13 protein-coding genes (1 of these 13 cut by a window edge) are annotated in these 12,368 nt (G+C 58.7%); 6 read left to right on the top strand and 7 right to left on the bottom strand.

The genetic code is table 11. From position 1 onward, the window contains the following. Positions 1-724 carry the 5' portion of a bestrophin family protein gene (locus tag ACP7AJ_RS06555; protein ID WP_426059459.1) on the bottom strand. The gene continues 122 nt to the left of window position 1, outside the view, so the window shows 724 of its 846 coding nt (coding positions 1-724); the start codon lies at positions 722-724; the stop codon falls past the left edge of the window. A gap of 75 nt (positions 725-799) precedes the next feature. On the opposite strand from ACP7AJ_RS06555, the gene ACP7AJ_RS06550 reads away from it, so the two are divergent. From ACP7AJ_RS06550 to ACP7AJ_RS06540, 3 genes are read left to right on the top strand one after another with little or no spacing between them, the layout of a single operon-like run. Beyond that, positions 800-1,096: a transposase gene (locus ACP7AJ_RS06550; RefSeq protein ID WP_426059394.1), complete on the top strand. Its 297-nt coding sequence runs from the start codon at positions 800-802 to the stop codon at positions 1,094-1,096. A gap of 27 nt (positions 1,097-1,123) precedes the next feature. Next, complete coding sequence (locus ACP7AJ_RS06545) at positions 1,124-1,501, top strand: hypothetical protein (protein ID WP_426059393.1); 378 nt, start codon at positions 1,124-1,126, stop codon at positions 1,499-1,501. A gap of 25 nt (positions 1,502-1,526) precedes the next feature. Further along, the gene (locus ACP7AJ_RS06540; protein WP_426059392.1) at positions 1,527-2,030 is read left to right on the top strand and encodes an IS3 family transposase; all 504 of its coding nucleotides are present in this window, start codon (positions 1,527-1,529) and stop codon (positions 2,028-2,030) included. On the opposite strand, the gene ACP7AJ_RS06535 is transcribed toward ACP7AJ_RS06540, so the two are convergent. Both ACP7AJ_RS06535 and ACP7AJ_RS06530 read right to left on the bottom strand, forming a co-directional pair. Beyond that, entirely contained in the window at positions 2,027-2,812 is a 786-nt protein-coding gene (locus ACP7AJ_RS06535) for a phage integrase SAM-like domain-containing protein (protein WP_426059391.1), read from the bottom strand. The genes ACP7AJ_RS06540 and ACP7AJ_RS06535 overlap by 4 nt on opposite strands. 1,162 nt (positions 2,813-3,974) lie before the next feature. Next, complete coding sequence (locus tag ACP7AJ_RS06530; protein WP_426059390.1) at positions 3,975-6,218, bottom strand: ATP-binding protein; 2,244 nt, start codon at positions 6,216-6,218, stop codon at positions 3,975-3,977. 381 nt (positions 6,219-6,599) lie between these two features. On the opposite strand from ACP7AJ_RS06530, the gene ACP7AJ_RS06525 reads away from it, so the two are divergent. From ACP7AJ_RS06525 to ACP7AJ_RS06515, 3 genes are all read left to right on the top strand, one after another. Then, the gene (locus ACP7AJ_RS06525; protein ID WP_426059389.1) at positions 6,600-6,986 is read left to right on the top strand and encodes a hypothetical protein; all 387 of its coding nucleotides are present in this window, start codon (positions 6,600-6,602) and stop codon (positions 6,984-6,986) included. Between the two features lie 287 nt (positions 6,987-7,273). Further along, complete coding sequence (locus tag ACP7AJ_RS06520; protein ID WP_426059388.1) at positions 7,274-7,915, top strand: hypothetical protein; 642 nt, start codon at positions 7,274-7,276, stop codon at positions 7,913-7,915. A 318-nt stretch (positions 7,916-8,233) separates the two neighbouring features. Further along, entirely contained in the window at positions 8,234-8,458 is a 225-nt protein-coding gene (locus ACP7AJ_RS06515; RefSeq protein WP_426059387.1) for a hypothetical protein, read from the top strand. Positions 8,459-8,680: 222 nt separating this feature from the next. Here the strand turns inward: ACP7AJ_RS06515 and ACP7AJ_RS06510 are convergent, their stop codons facing one another. The 4 genes from ACP7AJ_RS06510 to ACP7AJ_RS06495 all read right to left on the bottom strand — a co-directional run bounded on the left by ACP7AJ_RS06510 (position 8,681) and on the right by ACP7AJ_RS06495 (position 12,305). Beyond that, the gene (locus tag ACP7AJ_RS06510; RefSeq protein WP_426059386.1) at positions 8,681-9,217 is read right to left on the bottom strand and encodes a hypothetical protein; all 537 of its coding nucleotides are present in this window, start codon (positions 9,215-9,217) and stop codon (positions 8,681-8,683) included. A gap of 2 nt (positions 9,218-9,219) precedes the next feature. Next, positions 9,220-10,581: a 4Fe-4S binding protein gene (locus ACP7AJ_RS06505; protein WP_426059385.1), complete on the bottom strand. Its 1,362-nt coding sequence runs from the start codon at positions 10,579-10,581 to the stop codon at positions 9,220-9,222. A gap of 145 nt (positions 10,582-10,726) precedes the next feature. Continuing rightward, positions 10,727-10,957 (bottom strand): hypothetical protein, encoded by a 231-nt coding sequence (locus ACP7AJ_RS06500; RefSeq protein WP_426059384.1) that lies wholly within the window; start codon positions 10,955-10,957, stop codon positions 10,727-10,729. Between the two features lie 10 nt (positions 10,958-10,967). Next, on the bottom strand, positions 10,968-12,305 hold the full coding sequence (locus ACP7AJ_RS06495; protein WP_426059383.1) for an NAD(P)/FAD-dependent oxidoreductase: 1,338 nt from the start codon (positions 12,303-12,305) through the stop codon (positions 10,968-10,970). Between the last annotated feature and the right edge of the window lie 63 nt (positions 12,306-12,368).

Genomic DNA, 12,368 nt, shown 5'->3' with positions numbered 1-12,368 from the left:
CGGGCACGGTTTCTTCGTCCAGCAAGTGCCGCAGGTTGATTTCCACGGTGCGGGCGATGGCCGTGACGGGCGTGTCGGTGGGCAGGTTGCTGAAGGGGTCTTGCATGTAGCGGGCGGTGCGCTCGACCAAGAAGAACGTGACGGCGAACATGAGCAGAATGGGGAGTTCCACCAGGCCGTTGATTTCGACCAGGCTCAGGGACAACGTGCCCAGGAACAGGTAGATCAGAAAATGCACCAGCCGCCGGTAGTTGGTGGGAAACACCGTGCTTTTGATGCGTTCGGCCCGCCCCATCGCGTCGCACAGGCGCACCAGGGTGGCGTCGAGCTGCACCTGCTGGAAGGGATTGAGGGCCCCTTGCTCGTACAGGTCCTGGATTTGCTCGGTGTGCAGCGCCAGGAGCGCCAACGGCTTGTTGGCGTGGCGCCCCGCGTAGGCCAGCTCGTGCGCCGGCAGGTAGCGGGCCAGCGTGGCCAGGGGGTCCTGGCCCCGCAGGGCCTCGCCCAGGCCGTAGCACCACGCCATCTGCCGGTACGCCAGGCGGCGCAAGAGCTCCGGCGACCGGTGCTCCGGCTTGACAAAGCTGCGCACCTGCAGCACCAGCGAGCGCGAATCGTTGACGATCGCGCCCCACACCTTGCGCGCCTCCCACCACCGGTCGTACGACTGGCTGAGGGCGAAGGCCAGCAGCAGCGAAATCGAACTGCCCAGAATGGCCGGCAACGCCAGCGGAATGGGGGGCAAGTATGAGGTGGTCTAGTTGAGCTGGACAGAACTGGGTGGTATCTTTCCTTCGTCATGAAAGACACGCCAAAACCCGACCAACGCCGCAAGTACGATGCGGATTTCCGCGCCGAAGCCCTGCGCCTGGCCGAGCAGAGCCGCTCGACCCAAGCCGCCGCCCGGGCGCTAAACATCGACCCCAAACGCCTTTATCAGTGGCAAAAAGCGGCCCAAACGCCGGCTGCGGCCGCGCTGGGGCCGGCGCTGGACCCGGCCACGGCCGCCGAGCTGCGCCAGCTGCGGGCCCTGGCCCGGCGGCAGGCGCAGGAGCTGGAGATTTTAAAAAAAGCCATTGCCAGTTGCCTGCTTTAAGCGCAGGCTCTCCAATACGCCGGACCAATGAGCCGCTATCAGTTCATCAACACGGAACGCGAACACTACCCGGTGCGACGGCTTTGTCACGTGCTGGGCGTGCCGGCCAGCGGCTTTTATGCCTGGCAGGCCGACCAGCAGCGGGCGGTGGGGCAGGCGAAAACACCGGCCTGGGAAACGGCGCTGGTGAAGGTCTTTGGGGTGCACCAACGCCGCTACGGCACCCGCCGGCTGCGGGTGGCCCTGCGGGAAAAAGCCACCGGGTGGGCCGCCAGCGCCTGCGCACGGCCATGCGTCGGCGGGGCCTGCACGCGCTGCAGCCCAAGGCCTTCGCCCCGCGCACCACCGACTCCACCCACGGCTTGCGCTGCGCCCCCAACCGGCTGCTCGACCAGCCCAACCTGAGGTGGTCTAGGCCAACCGCATTTGGGTGTCGGACATCACCTATTTGCCGCTCGCGAACGGCGCCTGGGCCTATTTGTGCGCCTTTCAGGACGCGTGCAGCAAGCACGTAGTGGGCTGGCACGTCATGGCCACCATGCCCGAAGAATTGGTCACCACGGCTTTGCAGCGCGCCTTTTGGGCCCAGCCGCCCACGCCGGGGCTCGTCGTGCACTCCGACCGCGGCGGGCAGTACTGCGGCAATGCCTATCGTGCCCTGCTCCACGAGCGCCAGGCCGTGCGCTCGCAGAGCCGCCGCGGCGAGTGCTACGACAACGCCCAAGCCGAGAGCCTGTGGTCCCGTCTCAAAACGGAGGTGCTCGAACTACGCGAGTGGCCCGTTTTTGCCGACCTGGACGACGCCCAGGCCAGTGCCGCCGATTATTTTGACTATTACAACCACGACCGGCTGCACTCCAGCATTGGCTATCAGATGCCTTATCATGCTCACCAACATTTACTTCAAACTACTGCCCTAAACTGTCCAGCCTAATCGGACCACCTCACTCTTACCTCCGTTTTAGTCTTGATTTGTCGTTTTACAACCATAAGTTGCTTCGCCTGGTCGACGCTTGTACTGCTGGGTTGTATATCGCCCCATTCCAGCGCCTCGACATCAGATAAGCGAAGCCCCGTGTAGCCGGAAAACAAGAAGGCTTCGACGAACCAATCTGGGATGCCCTGCCGATTGTCCAGCAGATGCTGCACTTGTTCCTTAGTTAGGTACTTAGGGGGCTTTTCTTCGCCCCGTACCCGGCGCACATTCAGGATGGGATTAGCAGCAATTAGTTTTTCCCGCACGGCTTGGTTGAGTGCTGTGATGATGATTCCCATGTAGCTGCAAACGGTAACGTCTTGGATGCGGGCACGCAGGTAGTCTTGAAAACGGCTGAGCCACTCTTCTGTCACGTTGCCAAAAGGTAGCTGTCCCTTTGTGAACCGGTGCAGGCGTTTGGCCACGCTTTGCCAGTTGTAGTTACGCGGCCCAGCTAGTCGATTGAAGTAGTCTACAAAGGAGGCACGCTTGTCGTAAGAGGTCGGTATGTCGTGCTCCTGCTTAATAAGCCGGTGTTCAACTTGGTTCTTTAGCAGCTCGGCGCTTCGGTAGGCCTCATCGTAAGCGTTGCGCAGGATGACGTTGCGACTCTTGGCGTCTTTGGGATTGACGTAGATTTTAAGGGTTTGTTTAATGCGTTGGCCGTTCAAGCGGTAGTCAAGAATCAAAGACACGCGGCCGTCGCTGAGCAGCTTTTCGCGGATGGTTACATTAGCCATATTGTGGTTGAGTTAGGGTTGTGAGGTGAACACTGGGGGTAGTGCCTACCGTAAAATACCCTTCGACCTAATGCCTAACAAATCGCTGATATCCCGAACATTTAGCCTAGAATTTGATCGAAATGCATCGGTTTGAAGGCGTTGTGCCTAGCAGGTAGTAAGGCTATGATTGAAGCCTTGACAGTCCTGTAAACGACGATTCTGCTTCAGGCTTGCCTCACTTCCACGGGGTACCGCAGGGGGACCAACTACCCGTACACTACCGTTAAAAACCAGCAGTAACAGCTAGATAACTTTTTTGAGGACGGGCAAAAAAAACCGCCCTGACGTGTCGTCGAAGGCGGTTTTTAGCTGGATACTGCTGGTTGTTGCTGAATGCTAATTAAGAGGCAAAACAGGGTGAGCCTATCATAATCAAAGTGGCCCTTCCGCCTGAAAAGCGGCCTTCACGCACCCGTCTGGCTGGGTTCTCAAAAGCAGGGGTACCGTCGGGGGGGGCGAAACCTGTACGGCAACTCTTTTTGCATATACGGCGAATGTGCTTAGCATATGCAAGGTACAGCCATCTAACGGTGTTCAACTATGTTTAACCGCTCTAGTGATACATCGGCTTTAAGTTAAACACCCGTGGCTGTTGCTGAGCTCTTGAAGACGCATTTGCAGCCCCATTTGCTTTACCTCAAGTGCTCTGTAAAGCGTGAGGCGCCCTCTTCTGGACGTGCACGCCTCCATCAGCTCGCTTAAGACTTGCCTTCAGTGAGCTCTGCAACAGCTACGGAAGTCTTAATTGGAGCTCTTTCCACTTTTCCCTTCATTAAAAAAAGGGGCAGCCATGTTGAAGGGCACACCGGGCGCACTAGCGGCTTGCAGTGTGCCCGGCTTGGTGTAAAACGATGCTTTTAGGTGCTGGCTGCGCCGCTCGATTAGCGGTTTAAGATGGGTTGTTGCCTGCTCTACTGACACATTTCAGCAGGAACCTGCGGTGCCCTGGGTCAGGCGGGAAAGCTACGACGAAAGAAGCCCGCCGATAACCGGCGGGCTTCTTTGTTTTCAGGCTCGGCAGGTTGAAGGAAAGATGCCTAGGGCTGTGGTCAAAGACCAAATGGATTGACTCGTGCATTGCGCCGAAAAGGCGTTTGGAGGGCTGGAATTAGGCCAGAAATCAGACCGGGAGGGTAAGTACTACCTCGGTGCCTTGGCCTTCCTGGGTTTTTACCTGAATGGTGCCGTTGTGGGCTTTCAGCACGTCCAAGCTCAGCGCGAGCCCCAGCCCGGTACCTTCGCCTACGGACTTGGTCGTAAAGAAGGGCTCAAAAATCTTTTCCCGCACACTCTTAGGCATGCCGGTACCGTTGTCAATAATCTGAATTTCAACAGTATTCGCCACTTGCTGGGTGCGCACGTGCACGGTGGCCTGGTAGGAGGGCTCGCCTTGCTGCTGGCGTTGCCGCACCGCGTGCAAGGCATTGGTGAATACGTTCAGCAGGGCCCGGCCAAGGTCTTGAGGGACTACTTCCAGCGGGGGCAGGGCCGGGTCAAGCTCGGAGGTTACTACGGCCTGAAAAGCCTTGTCGGCTCCCTGAACGCTCTGGTAGGCCAAGCGCAGGTATTCCTCCACGAGCTGGTTCAGGTTGGTAAGCTTGGGCTGACCGGTGCCGGACTGGACATGGCCCAGCATGTCTTTGATGATGGAAGAGGCGCGAAGGCCGTGCTGGCTGATTTCCTGCAGGTTTTGCTTGAGCCCGGTCAGAATCTCCTGCTCCAGGCCGCCCGGGCCCGGGGCTTGGCCCGGGGTGGCCATGTGCTCAATCATGGCGGTGCTCACCTCCGCAAACTGCTTCATGAAGCTCAGCGGGTTCTGGAGTTCATGTGCAATGCCGGCCGACACTTCTCCTACGAAAGCCCATTTCTCGGCGGCTATCAGCTGCTTTTGGGTTTGACGCAGCTGCCGCAGGGTGCGCTTGTTCATCTGGAGCTGCCGGTAGGCAAAGGCCCCGAAGCCGGAGACGAGGACAATGGCCACCAGCGCGCCCAGCAGCAGCTGGCTGCGCTGCCGCAGGCGCAGGGCCTGCACCGCCTGTGCCTGGCGCAGGTTGGCTATTTGGGTGCTCTGGGCTTGCTCCACCCGCTCGCCTTCGTACTGGGCCACGTAGTAAGCGCCCTGCTGGGCCGTCATAGAGTCGCTCAGCGTCATGTAGGCCCGGGAGTACTTGCGGGCCTCGGCGGTGTTGTCGCGCTGGTCGTAGAAGTCGGAAAGCTGGCGCAGGTAGTTCCGGCGCAGCACGTTCATCTTGTTGGCTGCGGCTTCCCGGTAGGCGGCTAGCCAAAACCGCTCGGCGGCGGCGTAGTTTTTTTGCGCCGTGTAGTACTGGGCCCACGCTGCGGTCAACTCAAATTCGCTTTGCCGGCGGCCGGTTACGTTCATGCCCAGCGAATCGGCTAGGTGCTGCACTTGGTCCAGCACGCGCCGGGCCTCTTTCATCCTGTGCATCTGCGTCAGCACCATGCTTTTATGCACCATCCCGTAGGCTCTGTCTTCCAGCTTGCTCAGGGGCGTGCCTGTATTCATTCCCAGGGCCAGGTCGGCGTAGCGCAGGGCCTCGGGCAGGTTGTTTTGCCGAAGGTAGATTTTTGAAATGTTCCGCAGGGCGTAGGAATCAACGCCTCCGCTGCGCCGGGCATAGTGGCCGGAGAGCTGCAAGGCCTGCTGCAGGTACTCCAGGCCCTTTTCGGTGTTGCCCCATTCGGCATAGTTGGCGCCGGCCACCAGCAGCTCGGAGATGTAATAGCGTTGGTCGAAGGTCTGGAACAGCTCGGCTGCGCGCAGATATAAGCTGATGGCCTGGTTGTAGGCGCCTTTGCGCCGGTAGTACCCGCCCAGTGAAAGGTAACAGGCCGCAATGTTTTCCTTCGCGTCGTGCAGGCGGTAGTGTGCCAGCTTGTCGCGGTAGTAAGCGTACCGTTCTTCTGCCTGGTCCAGGCGGTTGAACAGGGGGGCCAGCTCAATGAGCAGGCGGGGAATGGGGCGCTCCGTGCGGTCGAATAATTCCACGGCCTGTTGCAGGGTGGCCAGGGCTTTTTCATCGCGGCCGCCCTGCATCCAAAGTGCCACGCCGGCGCGCAACGTTTGGTAGGCCGCCTCTTCCTCCGGTTTTTTCCATTGGTCGAGCACCAACAGCTCATCAAGCAGCACCAGCGTAGTCTGCCGGTCCTGCGCCTCGCCCAGGCGGGCCAAATCAATGAGGTGGCGGATGGTGCGCAGGCGGGACGTGTCGGCGCGCTGAGTGCCCAGTACGGTGCGTATCGAGTCGGTGTCCGCGTCCCAATACCGGTGCTGGGCCCGGCCCGCAAAGCTCGACAGCAGTAGCAGCAGGCACAACAGAAACCGGAAAAGAACGGGGGGCACTACGGGGTAGATAAGTATAGTAGGCAGCTTGCGCTAACCAAGCAGATGTACGGCCGAAAATAGCGCGTTGTAAAGCTAACGCCAGCCAGGGATATCAAATATACGGGGGGGCGGTCACGTTTTCGACGACCGACAAATTAATATCCTGCCGAATTCTAATATTATTATGAACCGAAGGGCCCCCTGTCCTAATAGTCTTTTTTGAAAAAGCGCCCTAGTAGTTCGCTGGATTCACCGCCCTGCGGCCCTGCTTTGGGGGTAGGTAGGCGCTCTGCGAAGACTGTTGGGATAAGAGAACCCGTCGGTATCCGGCGGGCTTCTTTGGCATTGGGCATTGCCATTTCCCAGCTATTTGCGTAGCAGGCACGTAATTCTCACTCTATGCCCGCCGCCCGTTTACTCAAGCCCGCTGCCCGAATTCTGAAACCTTCCTCCCGACAGATCATGGCGCGGGACCCTTTCAGAAGGCTGAAAGCGGGTCACGACTTTATCGGTGAAATCTTTCCGGCCTTGAATTCTCCTGCTACGAAGGCCAGCGGAAAATACCTGCCCAAGAGCCTGGAACTGCTGGAGGAAATCCAGCTTACAGACGACATCTTCTTTCCATATTCCTGGCTGCTGGCCTCGCTGGGCTCTTTTCAAACTGCCGGGGCGGCCAGCGTCGTGCGTGCGTTTCTGCAAGCCCAATTCGACTACAATCCTCCGCTGCGCGCCAAGCTCCAGCAAGCTTCAGATGACCTATGTCAGGCCGAGAAGCTGGTGCGATGAATTGCAGAAAGGTTTATTTAATTGGCGCGAGTTTAGCACAGCGTAATTCGTGCCGACTATTCTGGAGGAGGCTATGCCTCCCAATAGAACAACCTGCCAAAACGAACCATGCGGTGTGGGCTTGCATTGCCGCTGGCGCGGCAGGGGAGGTGCACCTCCCCATTATGTTCAGTCAGGAGTTGCGCTCCGCTAAACTCGCGCCAAGGCTAAGGCAGGTTACTTAAAGGAGTAAATAATTGCCATTTGTGGTATTATTACCCTGCCTTCGCTTTCAGGGGCTTTTGTATATGCGCCCTTTGTGGTTGCCCGTTGCGGGCCTTTTCTTGTTAAGTGCGGTGGCTGCCCCGCCGTTTGCCTTGGTGGCGTTGACCCCGGCCGCCTTTCACCACGCCGTCCGCGCGGCGCCCCCTGCCTCGTTGCGGCTCGAATACCCTGTGCGCAAGTCCAACGGGGCGGTGCGCATCCCCTTAGGCGGGGGGGGCTACAAGACCTTTGCGGACCGACCCGTGAACGCGGAAGGGACCGACGAGACCGAGCAGCTCACGTACACTTATGTCGGCTATATGCCCGACTTCCGGCAACACTTGCTCCAGGAGCGCGCATACGAATCCTCGCAATGGCTGCTGGTGTCGGAAACGGGCGAGACGACGCCGCTGTGGTCCCAGCCGCTGCCTTCTCCCGACCGCGTCTACCTGCTCACGAGCAACGGCAGCTTGGACTACGACGTGATGCCGACGGGGCTACAGCTCTTTCGCCAGGTCGGGGGCCGGGTGGTGAAGCAATGGGAGCACCGCCTGACTACGTGGGAACCCCGCCAAGTGCAGTGGCTCACCAATGACCGCCTGTGCCTGCAAGGGGTGGTACCGGCCCACCTATCCGCCACGGGCAAGCGCAACGTCTTTTACCGTAGCCTTGTGTTGCAACGCTGACCGTTTAATGAAACGGTTGTGGCTGTTGCCGAACTCCTCGACGAGCGCTTTACCCGTGAATTATCGATTGGAATCCGCCCAAAAAGCGGTGGGAGCAGACGCCAGGTGGCAGAATCTCACGGTCAACGGGTTCTGTATTCGAAAGGAAGACTTCTGCAACAGCCACGGTCCGGAAAGTGAGACGAGGGTATTTTTGGCGTGCTCATAACGTATCGTTTTTGCTCAAAGCGCTTCTTTGCCTGCGTGTGGCCTGCTGGGTAGTCAGTGCAGTCGTAACCACCCTGCCACGTATTATCACGTGCAGGGGTTGGTATCTCCGTGACCCGTCAGCCAGTTGACAAGCCGTGGGAAATCGTCGCAGCCGGTGCTGCAGTTGCCAATCGGGAATTGCGGCTGCGCGTTGGATTAAAAGAGCGGCACTACACCATTATTCCAGTTCAGGTATTTATTTCGGCGGCCTATGCCTGCGACCCCGTGCCCGCTGGCAGCTTAGGTTCTGCGGAGCGAATGAACAGTCTGAGCATCACAAGCCTGCACGATTAAGATGCCCTTCATCTAACAGGCATCCCGCTCACCGACGTGCTGGAACTTAATGGGGTAGGGCAATCGATATTCCCGTCGCGTCAAAACCCGCTGGAGCCCTTCCGGTTTGCGGAATTCCGCTTGAGGTATACTCCCGCCGCGTCAGGCCCGCAACAGTTTCGCGTATACTACCGCCAGACCAACGGAGAAATCTATTCTGCAGAAACGGCTACTATCACATTGTTACGATAGACCCGAACTGCTCCAGCTCAGCCAGTATCTGCGCATAGCACCTCGTTCAGGCATTTTCTCTATTTTAACTAAACTGCGGTCCATATCCATAGCGGCGCCTGTAACTACGCTTGCTACAAAAGTTTGCAGGGCCCGCAAATGCATGAATTGGTGCCGCTGAAAGACATACTCCCATGTACTGTAGTATTGGAGCATTGCTGTGAGCTCAGCATCAGTGCGCTCAAAGCTCAGCAACTGGTCAAGTCGGGTGTTAACTGTAAGTTCTGCCTCTAAATCGATGTCATCGATGCCACTGACAAATGAAGGCTCTGACAACGCAAACCATTGAATAAATAAGGCTCCTTTTAACGCTTCTTCTTCATGGTCATTCGTTAACAGTTGTGTATAAGCCTTGTGTATCGATTTATATTCGTCAAACACACCCAAGCTTTTGAGGTGATGCGTTTGATGCTCAATAGTGCCAGTCACGCTTTCGGTGATGCGTATATTTTCTTTTTCCCGAGCCGCCAGAATTGCCAAAGCATCCATACTTAGGAAAGTATCCGCAGCGAGTCGGCATGAATGAGCTGCGAGCCCTGGTAGCGACCTTCGCGGGGCCCGTTTTCCAGGTTGAGTACGCCGCGGGGGCAGGCGGTGCTGCACATGCCGCAGCCCACGCACGAGGCCCGGATGATGGGCTCGCCGCGCTGGGCATATTGCTTCACGTCGATGCCCATTTCGCAGATGTTGGAGCAGTTGCCGCACGAAATGCATTGGCCGCCGTTGGTCGTGATGCGAAATCGGGAAAAGTGCTTTTGCAGCAAACCCAGATACGCAGCCATGGGGCAGCCAAAGCGGCACCACACCCGATTGCCCAAAATCGGGTAAAAGCCCACGCCTATCACGCCTGAGAACACGGCCCCGATGGCAAAGCCGTACCATTTGGCGGCCACGTTGCCTACCTCGCCGAGCAGGCTGCTGCCCATAGCGAAGTTTACCCAAAGCAATACCGTGATAGCGATGATGATGGCCAGAATAGGGTAGATGAGGCGCACTTCCCAGCGCCAGGCAGCGCGGCTTTTGTCAGAAAGGTGGCGGTAAGGGTCACCGGCGGTTTCGGCCAGGCCGCCGCAGCCGCACACCCACGAGCAGTACCAGCGCTTGCCGTAGAAATAGGTGAGCACCGGCGTGGCTAGCAACGACATTGCTGCGCCCCAAAACACCATAAATACACCCAGCCCGCCGTTTTGCAGCAGCCCCGTTACCGTGCCAGGAAACAGGTAATCGTACTTCAGCGGCCAGAAGTAGCTGAAGTAATACTCAGGCCGCTGGAAGAACAGCAGCAAGCCTGGGATGAGGTAGGCAAAGCCCAACTGGAAGAACATCACCGAAATGGTGCGAATAATATGGTAACGCGAGTGCCGGTATTTCCAGAGTGCCCGCCCGCCCATGAGCAGAATGGCCAGCGTGTAAAACTTGCCGTATAGAAACCATTGGTCGGCGGGGCGGGACCGCAGCCACTGGCTGAACCCATCCAGGCCGTGCACCAAGTTGTTGAGCGGGCCAAAATTTCCCTGTCCGTTGTCGTTGCTGTACCAATACAGCACCACATAAAAGCCCGTGAGCACAATGCCGGTGACCCAGGCCACGCTGCCACGCCCGGTGCTGGCTCGCAACCACAAGTTGTTCTGCTGCACCCCGGCCGGCTTGGTACCGAATTTCAGCCAGCTCCAGGCCAGGGTGCCGCCGCTCACCAAGCCCATGGCCAGGTAAAGCCAGGTTTTTTGGCGGCCCGGGTCGCCATCGGCCAGCGCGAGCAGGAGGGCCAGCAGGCCACCGGCTACCACCGCCAGGGTTAGCTTTTCGGCCGGCGTGGAAGTGGGCAGGGGAGGCGTGGCGAGTGTTGGGGTCATGGGGGTGATGCGGGTAGGAAAAACTAATTGCCAGTCAGGCTTCGTTTGTCATGCTGAGGCACGAAGCATCTCATCAAGTTAGAACCGTTCGTTCCACTGGGACAGGATGCTTTGTGCTTCAGCATGATAGATGAGGGGGCAACTCTTAATGATGATGGTGGTCGTGGGGCTCGTCGGGCTTGCCAAATAGGTTGATGAGTGTGCCGATGAGGTAAAAAACCGTCCAGCATACGTAGAGCCAATTGAAGCCAACTGGCATGCGGTCCACAAAAAAATGCAGAATTAAATGCGCCCCGGCGCTCATCAGCAGGCCTGTGAGGGCGATGAACTGAAAGCTGTTGAGGGCCGAGGGGCGGTAAAGTTTGGATAAGTCCACGGAAAAGATGCTAGTGGGTGAAGCGGGCGAACAGGCCCTTTTTCTGCTTCAGCATTACGGGATGCTGAGGGAACTGCTGGTTAAAATCAGCCACAATGGCCCGTTCGTGCTGCGGAAAAAACTCCGGGTCAAAATTAGCCGCGCCCAGGTGAGCCATTACGGTGGCAACGGGCGTCGCCTGCCGAATCCACTGCTCGCAGACGTCATGACGCAGGCGCAGCCCCAGCGTGTTGAAGCCTACTACGGCGGCGGGCGCCCCGGTGCTAAAATAAACGCGTAACGCCACCCGGCCGGATGGATGTTCCCAGTAAAAACTATCCAGCCCAGGGGTGGGGCCCGCCGGGGCCTGGCCGTAGGTCTGATATTCGAGGTTGAAGAACTTGGCCGAGTTGAACCACACGCCGCGCCGGTAGGGGGTGGATTGGCCGCAAATGGTATGAGCCACGGTTTCGCCCTGCATGCGGCCCGTGTACCAAAGCTGCTCAATGGCGACTTCGCCCGCACCGGGCTGGCGGTGCTGGGCGCAGTCGCCGGCCGCGTACACGTTGGGTATGTTGGTGCGCAGGTACTCATCGACGAGGATGCCGCGGTCAGTTTCCACGGTGGAGGTGTGGGCCAGCGCCAGGTTGGGCGCCACGCCGGTAGCGAGGCCCACCCACTGGCAGGCAATTTCCTCGCCGGAGGTGGTCACCACGGCCCGCACACGGCCGTGGGCATCACCCAATATTTCACGCAGCTGGGTGTTGTAGCGCACCGGCACGTGGTTTTCTTCAAATTGCCGGTCTACTAGGTTGGCTTCTTCGGGGGGCAGCACCCCGCCCCAGTAGCGGGAGTCTCGCACCAGCACCAGGGGCTCGATGCCGCGGGAGTGCAGCATTTCGGCCAGCTCGACGCCAATGAGGCCGCCGCCCACCACCACGCCCCGACTGATGCCGTGGGTATCACGGGTCATGGCTTCGAGGTCGGGCAGGCCGTAGAGGCCTTGCACGCCGGCCAGGTCCTGGCCGGGCCAGTTGTAGCGCTTGCTTTCGGAGCCAGTGGCCAGCAGCAGGTGGTCGTAGGATAGGGTGGTGCCGTTGTCGAGGGTCAGCAGGTTTTCGGCGGTGTTCAGGGCAGTGGCGGTGGCGTGCACCAGGCCCAGCCGGTTCTCATCCCAAAACCAGTCTCCGTAGGGCTTGATGTCCTGGGGGCGCAGATGACCCATGTACACGTACATCAGGGCCGTGCGAGAGTAGTGATGCGCGCTTTCGGAGGAAATGATGGTGATTTGCGCGTCAGGCTGTAGTTGGCGCACCGCCATGGCACACGTAACTCCCGTAATGCCATTGCCGATGATAACCAAGTGCATTTGCGTAGACAGCTGTAAGGATGAGAGGAGCTTCCCGTCAAAAGTAATTGGGGCCAAGGGACA

This window comes from Hymenobacter sp. B1770 (assembly GCF_049896385.1).
In the GTDB taxonomy this organism is placed as follows: Bacteria; Bacteroidota; Bacteroidia; order Cytophagales; family Hymenobacteraceae; genus Hymenobacter.
This window is presented reverse-complemented; position numbering and strand designations above follow the sequence as displayed.

Bases quoted from the DNA above. Each gene is read 5' to 3' on its own strand.
- ACP7AJ_RS06535 (WP_426059391.1), bottom strand. From the start codon at position 2,812: ATGGCTAATGTAACCATCCGCGAAAAGCTGCTCAGCGACGGCCGCGTG.
- ACP7AJ_RS06520 (WP_426059388.1), top strand. From the start codon at position 7,274: ATGCGCCCTTTGTGGTTGCCCGTTGCGGGCCTTTTCTTGTTAAGTGCG.
- ACP7AJ_RS06550 (WP_426059394.1), top strand. From the start codon at position 800: ATGAAAGACACGCCAAAACCCGACCAACGCCGCAAGTACGATGCGGAT.
- ACP7AJ_RS06510 (WP_426059386.1), bottom strand. From the start codon at position 9,217: ATGGATGCTTTGGCAATTCTGGCGGCTCGGGAAAAAGAAAATATACGC.
- ACP7AJ_RS06525 (WP_426059389.1), top strand. From the start codon at position 6,600: ATGCCCGCCGCCCGTTTACTCAAGCCCGCTGCCCGAATTCTGAAACCT.
- ACP7AJ_RS06495 (WP_426059383.1), bottom strand. From the start codon at position 12,305: ATGCACTTGGTTATCATCGGCAATGGCATTACGGGAGTTACGTGTGCC.
- ACP7AJ_RS06505 (WP_426059385.1), bottom strand. From the start codon at position 10,581: ATGACCCCAACACTCGCCACGCCTCCCCTGCCCACTTCCACGCCGGCC.
- ACP7AJ_RS06545 (WP_426059393.1), top strand. From the start codon at position 1,124: ATGAGCCGCTATCAGTTCATCAACACGGAACGCGAACACTACCCGGTG.